Origin of the sequence: Pseudoalteromonas sp. BDTF-M6, from assembly GCF_018334135.1 — a bacterium.
Lineage (GTDB): Bacteria > Pseudomonadota > Gammaproteobacteria > Enterobacterales > Alteromonadaceae > Pseudoalteromonas.
On the sequence record NZ_JAGXTQ010000001.1, the window covers coordinates 496077 to 512088 of the forward strand.

A 16012-nucleotide genomic window follows, 5' to 3' on the forward strand; every position below is an offset into this window, starting at 1 on the left:
ATAGAAAAAAGGAGCCAATGGCTCCTTTTTTACTTTAACGTGGCATTAAATGCAGCGGGCGGGTTTGGGCAGGCCGGCAATCTTCGTGGCTTGTTTCGCTGGGCCCTTAGGAAACAACTTATACAGGTATTTACTGTTACCCTTGTCTTCACCAAGCTTTTTAGCCATGGCCTTTACCAGCATGCGGATCGCCGGGCTGGTGTCGAATTCTTCGTAAAACTCACGGACAAAAAAGATAACTTCCCAATGGGCGTCGCTGAGCTCGATGTTTTCCGTTGCGGCAATAATAGGGGCTAGCTCACGGTTCCACAGGCTGCTATCAAGCAGATAACCCTCTTTGTCGGTCTCAAGTTGTTGGCCGTTAAATTCAATCATGGTTACTCACTAATACATCTTTGAAATTGAAGGGTTAATGCGACCCATTCCAGGTCATCGATCAGCTGCACCTTGCTACAACGTGACTGCGCGCCACGGGCATCCACATCCGTTTTCAGGGCATAAACGGGCACCTCAAACATACTAAAGGCCGCTGGGTTGTAGCAGGCATCGCCACGCAGCAAGAGCGCATCGTTTTTGCTGAGCTTGCTTGCTAATAAAGGCAATGAGGCAAGGGGGCGGCTGAGGATAAATAAATTGTTGTGACTCATAGTACTGCCACCTGAGTTGCCTTTGCTAACAGGGCTTGTTTATCCTGCGCTAGAGCGTTTTTTACATCCAGGATGAGTTCACTCTCATCCATACCTCGGTCGCTCAAAGACTCGCTGCACACATAAATGCTGTCGATATCGTAAAGCTCAAGCATCTTCAGGGCCTTGGTGAAGTCCTTCTGACCAAGTAGTTTGGGCTGCTGCTCGGCCAATAGCGCGAACACCGCATCGCCTTCAATCAGCCAAGACACTTCCTGGTCGATGGCGGCAAAGATAAGCAGCAAATCAAGCGCTTCCTTAAGGCTTTGCTGCTGATAGGGGGCCTGTTGGCTAATAATCACTATATGCTTCATTTAAATTGCACCCATCTGTCTGCCTGTGCCGCCTCCATGGCAAATTCTGCTAAACCGGAGACACTAAAGTGTTTGCATTGGTCCAAGTCGATGCCGCGCTTAGTGGCTGCGGTAACGCACAGATGTAATTCAATGCCTTGCTTGTGCAGGTCTTGCCATATCTTGGCCGGGTCAAATTCATCGCTGGCTAAATCAAAGCAAGGGGAGGCGTGATAGACCCCATCCTGATACAGGAAAATACAGTGAATTGTGTGCCCCTGCGCCAGCGCTGAAGTGGCAAAGCGTTGCAGGGCATTGAGCGTGTCGGTATCGCTCGGCGCACTGTGTAGTGAAAGTACGAAACTGGCCAAATTCAATCCAAAAAAAAGCCCCAATGAATGGGGCTTATTCTAACAAATTCTATTTATTAGTCATCTGTTGCGCCAAGTAGGTGCAGAAGTGACGTAAACAGGTTGTATACGTTAAGGTATAGGGCAACCGTGGCGCGGATATAGTTAGTTTCGCCACCATTGATAATACGGCTGGTATCGAACAGGATCAGACCCGACATGATAAATACCACCGCCGCGTTGATCGCCATAAAGGCAATTGAGCTGCCGATAAAGATATTAACGATACTGGCAACGATCACCACCAATAGACCGACGGTCAGAAAACCACCCATAAAAGAAAAGTCTTTTTTGGTAGTAAGTGCATAGGCAGAAAGACCAAAGAAGATTAGCGCCGTAGAACCCAAAGCTTGCATGATCAAGAACGGGCCACTTGGCATTGCCGCGTAGTGGTTAAGCAGGGGACCCAGGCCGAAACCCATAATGCCAGTAAAGGCAAATACCCACATGACGCCTGATGCTGTTTCGGCTTTCTTGTTTACAACAAAAAGCAGACCCAAACCTACTAACGAGCAAATGATCCCCGTGAAGAACGGAGGGTTAAGCGCCATAGAAATACCCGCAGTCACAGCACTGAATGCCAACGTCATCGCGAGTAAAAAGTAAGTGTTCTTTAAAACCTTATTCGTCTCAATGGTCGACATCATCGGCTTAGCCGTGCTGTACGAGTTATTAAACGCCATTGTTAAACTCCTTCAAATTAATCAATCCTCGGATGCAACTTACATCCAGGTTCAAGATTATCAAGTCTTATAAATATGGGCAAACCTTTCACTTTCAATACCGAGGAAATAGCTCCTTTTGTGTGATACTTATACAAAACAGTCAAAAATTAGGCGGTTAAACAAAAAAATGAAAATAACACTTCACAAACGCAATTCATTTATCTAATATTCGCCCCGCTGCGGAGAGATGGCTGAGCGGTTGAAAGCACCGGTCTTGAAAACCGGCATAGGTTAATAGCCTATCTAGGGTTCAAATCCCTATCTCTCCGCCACTAAATTTCACTTGGATGATACGTCGTCCGGGTACCGCGTTTGGAGAGATGGCTGAGTGGTTGAAAGCACCGGTCTTGAAAACCGGCATAGGTTAATAGCCTATCTAGGGTTCAAATCCCTATCTCTCCGCCATATAAGAAAGGGCTGCTTTATTTAAGCAGCCCTTTTTTGTGCTTGGTGCAACGGCATCGCATCTTATCCTTCGCCACGATTTCTGTCTGGTTTTACACCATGCCCAAGGTCGGTTAAAGCGATGCGACTAAGGTCGTAATTGGCAAGGGCCGCATTCTTTGCCACTCTGCATAGATGCAAAATTTAAGAATTCTCCTTCTATGAAACAACATTTGGCGAAGGCCGTACTCTATTCATTACTAGCCCCCGTGCTGGTGGGGCTGGTGCTTGGCATCTACTATGCGTTATCGGTCCAGGAAAATGGCTCGGCCATCTTTTTCACCGTGTTGTTGTCTGCACTGGCGAACGCGCATATCGTAGGTTTGGCCATGGCGGTGCTGGTGGTCCCCGGTTACTTATTGATGTACAAATATAACAAGGTGCATTACAGCGGTATTTTGACGCTCGGCTTACTGGGAGGGGCGATGTTTAGTTTCCTTTTTGGTGCCGGAGCCGGATTCTTACTTATCGTCAATGCGCTGATGGCAGCCTTGGGCAGTGGCTTATTCCTGTTCGGTTTGCGCCGTGGTCGTGCCAAAATTGCTTAACCGCTTTGTAACGAGTGATTTAAATTTAAGCAACCAACGCGTTTTCAAGTGTTCACAGCACTTTTTTCAAGATAAAAGGTTTCATTTGCCCGCTACAAAGAGTACCTTAAACACTGCGTATTCTATGTGAAGTAGTATTTAAATGAGCAAAGCGGAATTTTATCGCTCTGTGACGGAGCAGGCGCAAGCACTGATTTGTGACGAGCCCAACTTAATTGCCAATTTAGCTAACATCAGTGCCTTGTTGTATATGTCGATGGACGATATCAACTGGGCTGGTTTTTACCTATTGGAGTCGCCTGAGCAATTGGTGCTGGGGCCATTTCAGGGGAAACCCGCATGTGTGCGTATTGAAGTTGGCAAAGGGGTGTGCGGCACTGCCATCGCGGCGGATCAAACTCAGTTAGTCACAGACGTGCATCAATTCCCAGGCCATATCGCTTGTGATGCGGCATCCAATTCAGAAATTGTCCTTGTGGTTAAGAAAAACGGTGAGGCCATTGGCGTATTGGATATCGACAGCCCTACGGTTGGACGCTTTGACGAGCATGATAAGGCAGGCCTTGAGCTTTTGGTTGAGTGTTTGGAAAAGCATCTCGCATGAAAGATCTACTGAATGTACAAGACTACCTATTTTCAATAGCAGACGTAGGTGATTGGGAAGGCGATGAAGAGCTGGTGTGTGAACGCTTGAATGAGCTAATTCACCATGCTTGGGAGCGACTCCCCGATGATCTAAGCTGTGAACAAATTGACAGCATTATATCCGGAATATGGGAACATCTTCGCGGTGACTTGGCATTGGTTGATGCCGAGTTAGAAGAGTTACTTGACTGGGTGGAGCACTATATCGACTCGGCTCAAGATGAGCAGATGTAACTGAAGGTTCAGAAATGGAAACCACAAACAAGCTAAAAGACATTAACGAAGTGTTGGCATTCCTTTATGAGGAATTTCCAAACTGTTTTAAACAAAAAGACGGTATCAAGCCTCTTAAAGTAGGTATCTTTAAAGACATCGCCGAGCGTATTGAAGGCAATGAAAAAGTCAGCAAAACGCAGGTTCGTCAAGCGCTGAGAAAATACACCTCACACTGGCGCTACCTAGAAGCGGTGGTTAAAAACGAATTCCGCGTCGATCTTGACGGCAACCAAGCCGAGAAGGTGGAGCAAGAGCATGTTGAGCATGCACAAACGGCACTTGAGCAAAGTCGTGCAAAAATGGCTAAGCGTAAAAAGCCAGCACGTGGTGCCAAAGAAGGTGACACAAAGGGTTACAAAAAACGCCCGCAGGGCAGTGGTAAACCTGGCGCAAAAGGCGCTAAAGTCAAAAAAGCCCCAGCCGCCGAACCTCGTCGCAGCAATAAAGTTGAACCTTTGCCAAGCGAACAGGTCAAGGCTAATACCAAAGTTAAAGTAAAACTAGGTCAGGCATTGGTGAACGGTACCATCACGGAAGTTAATAAAGAAGACATCCATGTTGAGCTGGTAACCGGCATGCAAGTTAAGACAAAAGCCGATAGCCTATACCTGGTTTAATAAAAGGAGTTGTGCATGAGTAAGACGTTTTCACTCATCCCCCTGGTTGCTGCCCTTATCGCGGCGCCGGCCTTGGCCTCGTTGGACAAGGTCACCATGGCAGATTTGCCCCTGTTGCAGCAAGAGTCGCAACACAGTACTGCCAGTAAACGAGTAACCAATCTTTTTACCCGTGCACACTACAAACCGATTCGATTTAACGACGAGCTCTCGGCGCAGATGTTCGACCGTTATATCGAATCCCTAGATTTTAATCGCAGTATTTTCTTAGCCGGCGATGTTGCCCAGTTTGAACAATACCGCGAAAAGTTCGATAACGCCCTCAAGTCAGGCAAGTTAGACTTTGCCTATGACTTATTTAACCTCAGCATGAAACGCCGGTTTGAGCGTTATCAGTATTCTTTGTCCTTACTCGACAAACCGTTCGATTTTAGTAAAGACGACAAGTACTACTTCGATCGTGAAGACGCACCGTACGCGAGCACCGAAGCCGAGCTCAACGAGCTGTGGCGCCAAAAGGTGAAGTATGATGCGCTACGCCTGAAAATGACGGGTAAGGATTGGGAAGGCATTAAAGAGGTGTTGGAGAAGCGTTATACCTACACCCTAAAGCGTTTGGTGCAAACCAAGAGCGAAGATGCGTTCCAGATTATTATGAATGCCTTTGCCCGCTCCATTGAGGCTCACACCTCCTATCTTTCGCCACGTCGTGCCGAGCAATTCAAAATGGACATGGACCTTGAGCTCGAAGGCATAGGTGCGGTGCTCAGTTACGATGAAGATTATACCGTGATCCGTTCCTTGGTCCCTGGTGGTCCAGCCGATAAAACCGGCGCCATTAAACCGGAAGACCGCGTAATTGGTGTGGCCCAGGGCGACGATGATTTTGTTGATGTGATCGGTTGGCGTCTTGATGACGTTGTCGATCTTATCAAGGGCCCGAAAGGCACCTTGGTACGCTTACAGTACCTCCGCGGTAAGGACGATCACGGCACTCCCAAAGTGGTGGAGATCACCCGTGATAAAGTCCGCCTTGAAGACAGAGCGGCGAAATCGCATGTTTTTGATGCCAGCTACTCACCAATGAGCAGCAAGATTGGCGTGATTGAAATTCCAGGCTTTTATAACAACCTCTCCGAGGATGTAAAAGGTGAACTGGTAAAGCTTAAAGAGCAAAAGGTCGACGGTATCATCATCGACTTACGCCAAAATGGCGGTGGCTCTTTGTATGAAGCAACCAAATTATCCGGCTTGTTTATCGACCAGGGCCCAGTGGTGCAAATTCACACTCTGAATGGTCGTATCGAACAGCAAAAAGACAGTGACGGCGTAACTTATTACGACGGCCCGATGACGGTACTTGTTGACCGCTACAGCGCATCGGCGTCAGAAATCTTCGCCGCAGCAATGCAAGATTATGGCCGTGCGGTGATCATCGGCGAACAAACCTTTGGTAAGGGAACGGTACAGCAACACCGTGGCTTGGGCCGAAACTATGATTTGTACGATAACCCGCTTGGCAGCGTGCAATACACCATTGCGAAGTTTTACCGTATCGATGGCGGCAGCACGCAGCATAAAGGGGTGATACCGGACATTAAATTACCATCGCCTATTAATCCGGCGGAGTGGGGCGAGAGCCAAGAAGACAATGCACTTCCTTGGGACAGCATTATTCGTGCTAAATACGCCATGGTTGATAGTTTAGGCGACACCATTGGTTACCTTAATTCCGAACATGACAAGCGCATAGCCAAAGAGCCTGAATTCGGCTATGTAATGCAAGACATCGCCACTTATAAAGAAGAGAAAGACCGTAAGTTTATTTCGCTTAATGAAAAAGAACGCCTTAGTGAGCGTGATGAGCGTGAGCAATTGGCGCTGCAGCGCACTAACGAACGTTTAGCCCGATTGGGTCTGGACAAGGTGGCCGATATTGATGACGCCCCCGAGGTGTTGGACGATTTTGACCCATATCTCGAAGAAGCGGCATTAATCACCCAAGACTTTATCAGGCAAGGGCGTTTGGTAAAGAATAATAAGTAAACAATTACAAAGACAAAAGGCGCGTTAAGCGCCTTTTTTATTGCCTAAACGCTGTTAAATCTGCGCCGCTCTGGTAATCTTTGCGCTTATAATAAAAATAACCCTTGCCGCGTTGTGCTAAGAGGTGAGGGCTGGAGAGCGATTTTGACGACAATAAAACAAGCTAAATTACTCGATGCAATGATCCCTATCACGGTGTTGATTTGCTTATTGGGCGCGGCAGTGTATCTCTACGGTGATAATTCATCATCGGGTCCAAACCAAATAGCCTTACTTTTCGCTACCTTCACGGCGGCCTTGGTTGGCCTGAAAAATGGCTACACCTGGAAGACCCTTGAAGAGGCGATGATAAAGGGTATCACCATTTCTCTAGGTGCCATATTGATCCTCCTCATGGTGGGGGCACTTATCGGCACCTGGCTGCTTTCAGGTACCGTACCAACCTTGATCTATTATGGTCTGCAGATCATCAATCCTCATTGGTTTTATGCTGCCAGCTGTATTATCTGTGGCGTGGTAGCCATGAGTATCGGCAGCTCCTGGACTACGGCGGCGACCATAGGTGTGGCCTTGCTGGGCGTGGCCAACGGCTTGGCCCTAGACCCGGTTGTGACAGCTGGTGCGGTTATTTCGGGCGCCTACTTTGGCGATAAGCTGAGTCCGCTCTCTGAAACCACAAATCTGGCGCCTGCGGTAGCGGGTGCCGAGCTATTTACCCATATTCACCACATGCTTTGGACCACGGTACCAAGCTTTGTGATTGCCGTTATTATCTTTATTTTTATGGGCTTTAATGCCGATGTAAGCAGTGACGCAACCAGTATCGATACTATGGTAAATCTGCTCGCGGCGAATTTTAACATTAATATTCTTAATCTGGTGCCTTTACTGGTGCTGTTGGTCTTAGCTATTCGCAAGATGCCGGCATTCCCTGCGATTTCTATCGGGGCCGTGTTAGGGGCGGTATGGGCGCTGCTATTTCAAAGTGATTTACTCGCGACTCAGGTAGATGTCAGCCAGGGTCAGTTGGTCGGCTATTTTAAACTGGTGTGGGCAACCTTCTTCGATGGCTTTGCTATTAGTACAGGGGATGCGAAAATGGACGACCTGCTTTCCGGCGGCGGCATGTCGGGTATGCTCAACACCACCTGGTTAATCATGATGGCGTTGATGTTTGGTGCCATTATGGAAAAAACTGGTCTCCTTGAGGTGTTTGTCCGGAGTATCTTAAAGGTAGCTAAGTCCACCGGCTCCTTGGTGGCGGCCACCATCTGTACATGTATTGGTACCAACCTGGTGGCAGCGGACCAATATATCGCCATTGTTGTGCCCGGGCGTATGTTTAAAGAAGAATATAAAAAGCGCGGCTTAAGACCGGTCAACCTGTCTCGTACCCTTGAAGATGGCGGTACCATTACCAGCCCCTTGATCCCTTGGAACACCTGTGGTGCCTATATGCAAAGCGTACTTTTGATTAACCCGTTTGATTATGCCTTTTATGCCTTCTTTAATTTAATCAATCCGGTACTCGCTGTGATCTACGCCTACCTAGGCATAAAAATTCTTCGTATCGAGCCCAAGCACCTGCAGCCTGAGGTAAAAGAGCAGGGGCAGGCGTAAGCCAAACACAGCCATTTATTGCAGCTCGGGCATCAAATAGATGCCCGCTTTAAGTTTTAGGAGACAGTCACCTTATGACCGCGACCCAACCCCATGCCCAATATTTGCGCGATTACCAAGCGCCTGCTTTTTTTATCGATGAACTTGAGCTGGAGGTACAATTAGCGCCACTTAACACACAAGTGGTGGCTCGCTCATTGGTGCGTGCCAACGCCGACAACCCCAGCGCTCAATTGGTACTTGATGGCATAGATTTAACCTTGCTCAAGGTTCGCATTAATGAGCAAATACATTCTGCTTATCACCTAGAAGATGAGCAGCTGGTGATTGAACAACTCCCGCAGCAACCCTTTACGCTTGAAATTACCACCGAATGCGCGCCGCAAAGTAACACCTCACTGGAAGGCCTGTATTTGTCCGATGGTGCCTATTGCACTCAGTGTGAAGCGCAAGGTTTTCGTAAAATCACTTATTTCCTTGACCGCCCTGATGTAATGGCCAGCTATAAAGTGACCATCGTCGCTGACAAGGCTCAGTTTCCTCACCTTTTATCAAACGGTAATAAAATTGATAGCGGTGATTTAGCCGACGGCAAGCATTTCGCAACCTGGCAAGACCCGTTTAAAAAACCCAGTTATCTCTTTGCCTTGGTAGCAGGCGACTTCGATGTGCTGCGCGATACCTATATCACAGCTTCAGGGCGTGAGGTGGCACTGGAGCTTTATGTCGATAAGGGGAACCTCTCTAAAGCCCCCCATGCCATGGCGTCACTTAAGCGTGCCATGCAATGGGATGAGCAACGCTTCGACCTGGAATATGACCTGGACGTTTACATGATAGTTGCGGTCGACTTTTTCAATATGGGCGCCATGGAGAACAAGGGCCTTAATATCTTTAACTCCAAGTGCGTATTGGCCAATAGTGACACCAGCACAGACAGAGATTTCCACCTGATCGAATCGATTGTCGGTCATGAGTATTTCCACAACTGGACCGGCAACCGAGTAACCTGCCGTGATTGGTTCCAGCTCTCCTTAAAAGAAGGCTTAACGGTATTTCGCGATCAGGAATTCAGTAGCGATCTTGGGTCGCGGGCCCTGAACCGTATTGATGCGGTGAAGGTGATGCGCACCCACCAGTTTGCCGAAGATGCAGGTCCCATGGCGCACCCCATTCGGCCAGAAAAAGTTATCGAAATGAATAACTTTTACACCGTGACCGTGTATGACAAGGGCGCCGAAGTGATCCGCATGCTGCATACCTTGCTTGGTGAAGCGGGTTTTCAAAAAGGCATGAAGCTGTATTTTCAGCGTCATGACGGCCAAGCGGTGACCTGTGATGACTTTGTGGCGGCGATGCATGATGCCAATGACACGGATTTATCCCAGTTTTCGCGCTGGTATGGACAAGCGGGCACGCCCTTGGTGTCGGTGCAGGAAGAATATGACAGTGCAGCCAAACGCTATACCCTGACCTTAACACAAACCCATAAGCCGACCGCCGAACAGCCCCACAAGGAAAACTTGTTAATTCCGGTGGCGATCGAACTGTTGGACCAACAGGGACAGCCCATGACGCTGATGCGCGACGGCAAGGTCCTGGATAAAGTTTTGCACCTCACTGAGGAGCGTCAGGACTTCGTTTTTGAGCAAGTTGACGAACGTCCGGTAGCCGTACTTTTTGAAGACTTTTCGGCGCCGGTGCAGGTGCAGTTTGATCAGGCCCTCGCGGATCAGCTTCATATTGTCCGCCATGCCAGCAGCGACTTTAGCCGTTGGGATGCGCAGCAAGCGGCATTAAGTCATTGTGTTAACCAGGCGTTGGTAAAGGGTGAAGCCAAGCCTGAGTTACCCAAGGCAGTGCTAGACACCATGAGCGAACTGTTAAATGGTGTTTTATCTGGCAGCGAAGTCGATTTGGCTCTGATTGCCGAGTTATTGTATTTACCTAGCTTTGAAACCCTAAGCAGCAGCCACAGCGAGATACCGGTCGATGCGCTCAACAGTATTATTAATGCTTTTGAAGCCGAGATAGCGACGCATTTACAACAACACTTGCAAGCGGTGTTAGTGCACTTTAACGATGATAAGCAGCAAAATGCACACAGTGCAGCGGTACGCGCCTTGCTTGGTGCTTGCATGTACTATCTAGCCCGAATTGACGGTGCCACAGACTATATTGCCGAGCAGGCCAACACCGGGTCTATGACTTTGTCGCTGGCGGCGCTAAAGGCCTTGGTATTGGCTGAACATGAGCAGCAAAATACCTTATTGGCTGCGTTTGCAACGCGCTGGGCCAATGACGTACTGGTATTGGATAAGTGGTTTAATTTGCAGGCTTTGAAGCGTGGTGAGCACGCCTTGGTTGAAATTAACGCCTTGTTTGAGCATCCACATTTCTCTTGGCAAAACCCTAACCGGGTAAGAGCCTTGTTGGGGCCATTGACCATGAGTAACCCCAGTGTTTTTCATCATAAAGATGGCCGTGGCTATGAGTTACTCGGCGATGCACTGGTGAAACTAAATGAGATCAACCCGCAAAATGCATCGCGTTTAATAACGCCGCTGTTGGCATGGCGCCGTTATGATTCGGGTCGCCAGCAACTGATGCGAGCTCAATTGCAACGTTTGATGACATTGCCGAAACTGAGCAAAGATCTCTATGAAAAGGTAGAAAAAGCGTTAGGTGAATGAGCACTAAAACCTATTACTTTACCTTATCGTTAACCTATGAGCAGTGCTTGGCCTATTACCGAGGCCAAGTCACTGCCATTCAGGTATGCGATGATAATCGTCGTCGTATCCGTTTTCCCGCCGCCAAAATATTACCGCATATGTCCCAGCTGGGCATTCGTGGTCGGTTTCGCCTTACCCTGACCCCGGAAAATAAATTCGTCGCCCTGGAGCGAATTTAAAAACAAAAACTTTTTAGATTGTTTTACGTTAATGTAAATTGCATTTGTCGTTAACGTTATTGTCATGTATAAAAATAGTGGTAGGATGTCATACCATTAGCAGATGAAACGGAAATTTAACGCCAGGTACAACACATTGATGTAGACTGTTTGTAACTGTAGCGTATCCTTTCAAATGCACAAGACTACACTAAAAACAATAACTTGATCTAAAAATTACCCGCGCTAAGGGGGAAGCAACAATGATAAGACAGCCACTATTTGCAAAGCATCGATTAGCGCTCAGCGTCGGCGCAGCGATGTTGGGCATGAGTAGCGCCGCACACAGTGCCAGCTTTACGGTTGGTGATTTCGATATCAATTTTGATTCGACTTTTTCATACGGTCAGAGCATTCGTACCGAAAACCGTGATTTCGATCAGTACGTGGGGAAGAGTAATCACCCACGTTTCGACTGGAGCAATTACAACGCAGCGCTTAATCCCATCTATAGTTCCAGCGACGTTTGGAGCCAACCCGGTGCCTATTCCAACAATGGTGACGCCGGTAACCTGAATTTCGACAAGGGCGATACGTTTTCGCAATTGTTAAAAGGGACTCATGAACTAGCGATCAATGGCGACTCTTACGGCTTATTCACCCGTTTCATGTATTTCTATGATTTTGCGCTGATGGATGGCGACTATGCCTATACCAACCCGGTATCTGGCGAAAGCGTTGACCCATGCGATTACGACGAAACCAAAGAGCAGGTGTGTGCCGACTTCCGCCTTCTTGATGCCTTTGTGTGGGCCGACTTCGATTTTAATGATGGTCAAAACCCGCTATCACTGCGTTTAGGCCAGCAGGTTGTAAACTGGGGTGAAAGTACCCTGATTTCACACGGCATCAACGTGAACCCGGTTGATATCGACCGTTTAAAAGCGCCGGGCGCTGAGTTAAAAGAAGCCTTTATCCCCGTGGGGATGTTTTGGGCCTCGCTGGGTATCACCGAAAACCTGTTCCTTGAAGGTTTCTATCAATATGAGTGGCATGAAACCCGCTTACCGGCGACGGGCAGTTATTTCTCTACCAATGATTTCGCCTCGGAAAACGGCTTTAACCAAAACGTTCAATTAGGCTTTACCTCCAACCCGGACATTGACCTGGCGTTTTTAACCGACAGCCTGAACAACCTCACTTCAGATTGGCAGGCGGCTGCGGCGGCGCAGGGCATCGACCCGACTTCTGCAGCAGGCCAGGAACTGCTTGCAAACATGTACCTGGCCTATCCAACCAAGGTGGCCCTTAAGGGCGAGGGTAAGCGCGGTAAAACAGAGCCCAGCGATGGCGGTCAATACGGTTTACGCTTAGGCATGTTTATGCCTGAATTGAACGACACCGAGCTGGCCTTGTATTACATCAATTACCACAGCCGTCGTCCGGTGATCTCAGGTCAGGTTTCTGACTTCACCGCCATTGGTGAAGACCTGGCGATGATCATGAGCACAGAGATCAATAGCGATAATGTTAACGATCTGAAGGCCTTTACCAAGGCTAAGCTGGACTACCCAGAAGATATCAAACTCTATGGTTTAAGCTTTAACACCTCCATTGGTGAAACCGCGCTGGCCGGTGAATTCGCTTTCCGTGAAGACGAGCCATTCCAGGTGGATGACGTAGAGTTACTGTACGCGGGTATGCCAGAGCAATTAGCATTGGCGGGATTACGTACGGAATTTTCGGGTATTTCTCAGCTAAGCCCAGGCGATGCTACCGCGGTAGTTGGCCCAGGTGGTACGGCTCAAGGCTATATTTTGCGTAATACAGCACAAGTGCAATTTACCGCAACGCATCTGTTTGGCCCAGCACTCGGTGCCGATAGCTGGGCGGTGCTTGGTGAAATCGGTGGTGTGCGTATCAATAACATGCCGGCCTATGATGAATTACGCTTAAATGTATCCGGCACCGGTCGTAGCGGCGTTATTCAAGGTCCATTGGCGGATGATTATTCGGCGTTACATATGGCGCTGTCTAACGGCCCAGAGACTAACCCATTCCCAACGGCGTCGGCCTGGGGTTATCGCCTAGTCGCCAAGGGCGATTATTATGACCTGTTCTCGGGTGTTAACTTCTCGCCACGCTTCGTATTCTCACACGATGTTAATGGTATTACTCCAGATCCCATGTTCCTGTTTATTGAAGACAGAAAATCATTGGGAATTAATATGAATTTTAACTATCAAAATACTTGGTCTTTTGATTTAGGTTACAACTCATTCTGGGGCGGCGGCGCCACTAATACTTTTGCCGATCGTGATTTTGTTTCCTTTAATATCAAATATTCAATTTAAAAGGGTATCCGTATGTTGACTAAACCTACCCTCATTGCAGCAGCATTCTGTGGTTTATTTGCCACCACTGCAGTACAGGCTAAAATTTCGCCGGAGCAGGCGGCTCGCTTAGGCGCGGATCTGACGCCAATCGGCGCCGTTAAAGCGGGGAGCGAAGATGGCTCTATTCCAGCCTGGAATGGTGGTATCACCGAAGTGCCGGCAAACTACAAGCCAGGCATGCACCACCCGGATCCGTTTGCCGCGGATCAGGTGTTGTACACCATAGATAAATCTAACCTGGAGCAGTACAAGACCCTGCTAAGCCCAGGTCAGATAGCCTTGTTTGAAGCTTATCCTGATACCTTTAAGATGCAGGTGTACCCAACTCGTCGTAGTGCCTCTTACCCGCAGTTCTTCTACGATGCAACGAAAAAGTACGCGACCCAAGCCGAGTTGATCGAAGGCGGCAATGGCATTAAGAACACCGCTATCGGTATTCCATTCCCAATGCCTGAAAACGGCCTTGAAGCGATTTGGAACCACCTGTTGCGCTATCGTGGTCAGTCGATCTCACGTTTCGGTGGTCAGGCAATGCCTACCGCTTCCGGTGCCTATAACCTGATCGGTTTCGACGAGCAGCTATTGATTAAATACGCCGATAATGATGCCACGCCAGAGCAATTGGAAGAGTCTAATATTCTTTTCAAATTTAAGCAGCGTGTCACCGAGCCGGCGCGCCTTGCCGGTACCGCTTTGCTGGTGCATGAAACCATGGACCAGATTCTGACGCCACGTCAGGCATGGACCTACAATACGGGTCAGCGCCGCGTGCGTCGTGCTCCTAACGTTGCTTATGATGCACCGGGAACGGCGTCGGACAACCTGCGTACTACCGATGACTTCGATATGTTTAATGGCTCACCAAACCGTTACAACTGGGAGCTAAAAGGTAAACAAGAGTTGTTGATCCCTTACAACAGCTACAAGCTTCACAGTGACTCACTAAGCTATGATGACATCATCAAACCGGGCCATGTGAATCCTGAGCACGTGCGCTATGAAAAGCACCGTGTATGGGTTGTTGAAGCCACGTTGAAAGAGGGCACTCGTCACACCTATAAGAAGCGTACCTTCTACATCGATGAAGACAGCTGGCAGATCTCGGTTGCCGACTTGTATGACAACCGCGATCAACTCTACCGTGTCGCTATGGCCCATGGTCTAAACTATTACGAAGTACCGACTCAATGGAGTACGCTTGAGGTTTACCACGACCTTAATTCGCGTCGTTACCTGGCCATTGGCCTAGATAACCAAGAAGAGATGTATGACTTCTCAGAGTCGTTCAATGACAACGAGTTTACATCTAACGCCCTTCGTCGCGAAGGTCGTCGTTAATCCTCGCACTTCGCTAGGCGCACGCTAGTGGGCCTAGCTCCATAATTTTATTTCTCTATTTGGGCGCAAATTTATATGAAGTACTTGCTTAGTTGGGCAACGTTGCTTTTGTCACTGCACAGTGTGGCTCAAACAACGCCTCAGCCCGCTTATCGTGCCGAGCAGGCTACGCAAACGCTTTTCACCGATATTACCGCCACCGAAGAGCGAGTGGTTGCCGTCGGCCAACATGGCACCATTGTTGTGAGTGACGATACTCAGCAATGGCACCAAGCGCAGTCACCGGTCGATGTACTGCTCACTTCGGTGTATTTTATTGATAATAACAAGGGCTGGGCCTGCGGTCATGACGCCACTATTTTGAATACCCAAGACGGCGGGCAAAGTTGGCAAATTCAGCAGTTTCTCCCCGAGCTTGATAAGCCTTGTTTGGATATTACCTTTATGGACGCGCAACAGGGTATCGCCGTCGGGGCATACGGTATGTATTTTGTCACCGAGGACGGCGGCCAAAGTTGGCAAAAGAGATTCCTCGATAGCTTGTTATTCGCCGAAGACCGAGACTACCTAAACCAGCTTAAAGCAGAAGACCCCGAAGGTTATGAAATCGAAACCGCATCGATTCTCCCGCACTTTAACCGCATTGCTAATACCAGCAAGGGCTTATATATAGTCGGCGAAATGGGGTTAATCGCGCACAGCGATGATGGCGGCCAAAATTGGCAGCGTGAAGAAGAAATTTATCATGGGTCATTTTTCGATATCACTGAAATGGCCGGAAACCTTTATGTGGCCGGATTACGTGGCAATGCCTTTCGTTACAGCGACGATGCCGGCTGGGAGCAGCTGATGGCCAACGAGCAGGCAACCATGAACAGCATGATGACCACAGCCGAAGAGCAGTTGTACATATTTGCCAATTCTGCAGTGATTTACCATCTTGATGATGCCAGCGGTACGCAACTGCAAAGTGAGCAGCTCAGTGATGGTAAGGCGATCTTAAATGGGGTGCAGTTCAGGGGTAAATTAATAATGGCCACAGAAGCTGGGATCCAAAGCAAGGAGTTTAACTGAT

At 48.5% G+C, this 16012-nt stretch carries 16 protein-coding genes and 2 tRNA genes; 13 read left to right on the plus strand and 5 right to left on the minus strand.

The window, feature by feature from the left end; genetic code table 11:
• Window positions 1–45 precede the first annotated feature (45 nt).
• Genes KD147_RS02220 through KD147_RS02240 form a run of 5 tightly spaced genes read right to left on the minus strand, consistent with a single transcriptional unit; the run spans window position 46 to window position 2072 of the window.
• Window positions 46–375, minus strand: coding sequence for a TusE/DsrC/DsvC family sulfur relay protein (locus KD147_RS02220; RefSeq protein WP_212546734.1), 330 nt, complete (start codon window positions 373–375; stop codon window positions 46–48).
• A gap of 2 nt (window positions 376–377) precedes the next feature.
• Entirely contained in the window at window positions 378–647 is a 270-nt protein-coding gene (locus tag KD147_RS02225) for a DsrH/TusB family sulfur relay protein (protein ID WP_105254069.1), read from the minus strand.
• On the minus strand, window positions 644–1000 hold the full coding sequence (gene tusC, locus KD147_RS02230) for a sulfurtransferase complex subunit TusC (RefSeq protein WP_105254070.1): 357 nt from the start codon (window positions 998–1000) through the stop codon (window positions 644–646). Before tusC ends, KD147_RS02225 begins: the two co-directional genes overlap by 4 nt.
• Window positions 997–1350: a sulfurtransferase complex subunit TusD gene (gene tusD / locus KD147_RS02235; RefSeq protein WP_105254071.1), complete on the minus strand. Its 354-nt coding sequence runs from the start codon at window positions 1348–1350 to the stop codon at window positions 997–999. The genes tusC and tusD overlap by 4 nt, the downstream gene beginning before the upstream one ends.
• A 56-nt stretch (window positions 1351–1406) precedes the next feature.
• Complete coding sequence (locus KD147_RS02240) at window positions 1407–2072, minus strand: Bax inhibitor-1/YccA family protein (protein ID WP_105198872.1); 666 nt, start codon at window positions 2070–2072, stop codon at window positions 1407–1409.
• A 223-nt stretch (window positions 2073–2295) separates the two neighbouring features.
• Between KD147_RS02240 and KD147_RS02245 the strand changes: the two genes are divergently transcribed.
• From KD147_RS02245 to KD147_RS02305, 13 genes are all read left to right on the plus strand, one after another.
• Window positions 2296–2386, plus strand: a tRNA-Ser gene (locus tag KD147_RS02245).
• A gap of 42 nt (window positions 2387–2428) precedes the next feature.
• A tRNA-Ser gene (locus tag KD147_RS02250) sits at window positions 2429–2519 on the plus strand.
• Window positions 2520–2719: 200 nt separating this feature from the next.
• Window positions 2720–3106, plus strand: a complete 387-nt coding sequence (locus KD147_RS02255) for a hypothetical protein (protein ID WP_212546735.1) — start codon at window positions 2720–2722, stop codon at window positions 3104–3106.
• Window positions 3107–3248: 142 nt separating this feature from the next.
• Window positions 3249–3710, plus strand: coding sequence for a free L-methionine (R)-S-oxide reductase MsrC (msrC, locus tag KD147_RS02260; RefSeq protein ID WP_105254073.1), 462 nt, complete (start codon window positions 3249–3251; stop codon window positions 3708–3710).
• Window positions 3707–3985: a hypothetical protein gene (locus KD147_RS02265; RefSeq protein WP_212546736.1), complete on the plus strand. Its 279-nt coding sequence runs from the start codon at window positions 3707–3709 to the stop codon at window positions 3983–3985. Before msrC ends, KD147_RS02265 begins: the two co-directional genes overlap by 4 nt.
• Window positions 3986–3999: 14 nt before the next feature.
• The gene (gene proQ / locus KD147_RS02270; protein ID WP_212546737.1) at window positions 4000–4644 is read left to right on the plus strand and encodes an RNA chaperone ProQ; all 645 of its coding nucleotides are present in this window, start codon (window positions 4000–4002) and stop codon (window positions 4642–4644) included.
• A gap of 15 nt (window positions 4645–4659) precedes the next feature.
• Window positions 4660–6690, plus strand: a complete 2031-nt coding sequence (gene prc / locus KD147_RS02275; RefSeq protein ID WP_212546738.1) for a carboxy terminal-processing peptidase — start codon at window positions 4660–4662, stop codon at window positions 6688–6690.
• A gap of 153 nt (window positions 6691–6843) precedes the next feature.
• Window positions 6844–8310 (plus strand): Na+/H+ antiporter NhaC, encoded by a 1467-nt coding sequence (gene nhaC, locus KD147_RS02280; RefSeq protein WP_212547034.1) that lies wholly within the window; start codon window positions 6844–6846, stop codon window positions 8308–8310.
• A 74-nt stretch (window positions 8311–8384) separates the two neighbouring features.
• Entirely contained in the window at window positions 8385–11003 is a 2619-nt protein-coding gene (gene pepN, locus KD147_RS02285) for an aminopeptidase N (RefSeq protein ID WP_212546739.1), read from the plus strand.
• Entirely contained in the window at window positions 11000–11224 is a 225-nt protein-coding gene (locus KD147_RS02290) for a DUF2835 domain-containing protein (RefSeq protein ID WP_105254077.1), read from the plus strand. Before pepN ends, KD147_RS02290 begins: the two co-directional genes overlap by 4 nt.
• A 242-nt stretch (window positions 11225–11466) precedes the next feature.
• On the plus strand, window positions 11467–13557 hold the full coding sequence (locus KD147_RS02295) for a DUF1302 domain-containing protein (protein WP_212546740.1): 2091 nt from the start codon (window positions 11467–11469) through the stop codon (window positions 13555–13557).
• A gap of 12 nt (window positions 13558–13569) precedes the next feature.
• Window positions 13570–14937, plus strand: coding sequence for a DUF1329 domain-containing protein (locus KD147_RS02300; protein WP_212546741.1), 1368 nt, complete (start codon window positions 13570–13572; stop codon window positions 14935–14937).
• Window positions 14938–15012: 75 nt separating this feature from the next.
• Entirely contained in the window at window positions 15013–16011 is a 999-nt protein-coding gene (locus KD147_RS02305; RefSeq protein ID WP_212546742.1) for a WD40/YVTN/BNR-like repeat-containing protein, read from the plus strand.
• Window position 16012: the final 1 nt, after the last annotated feature.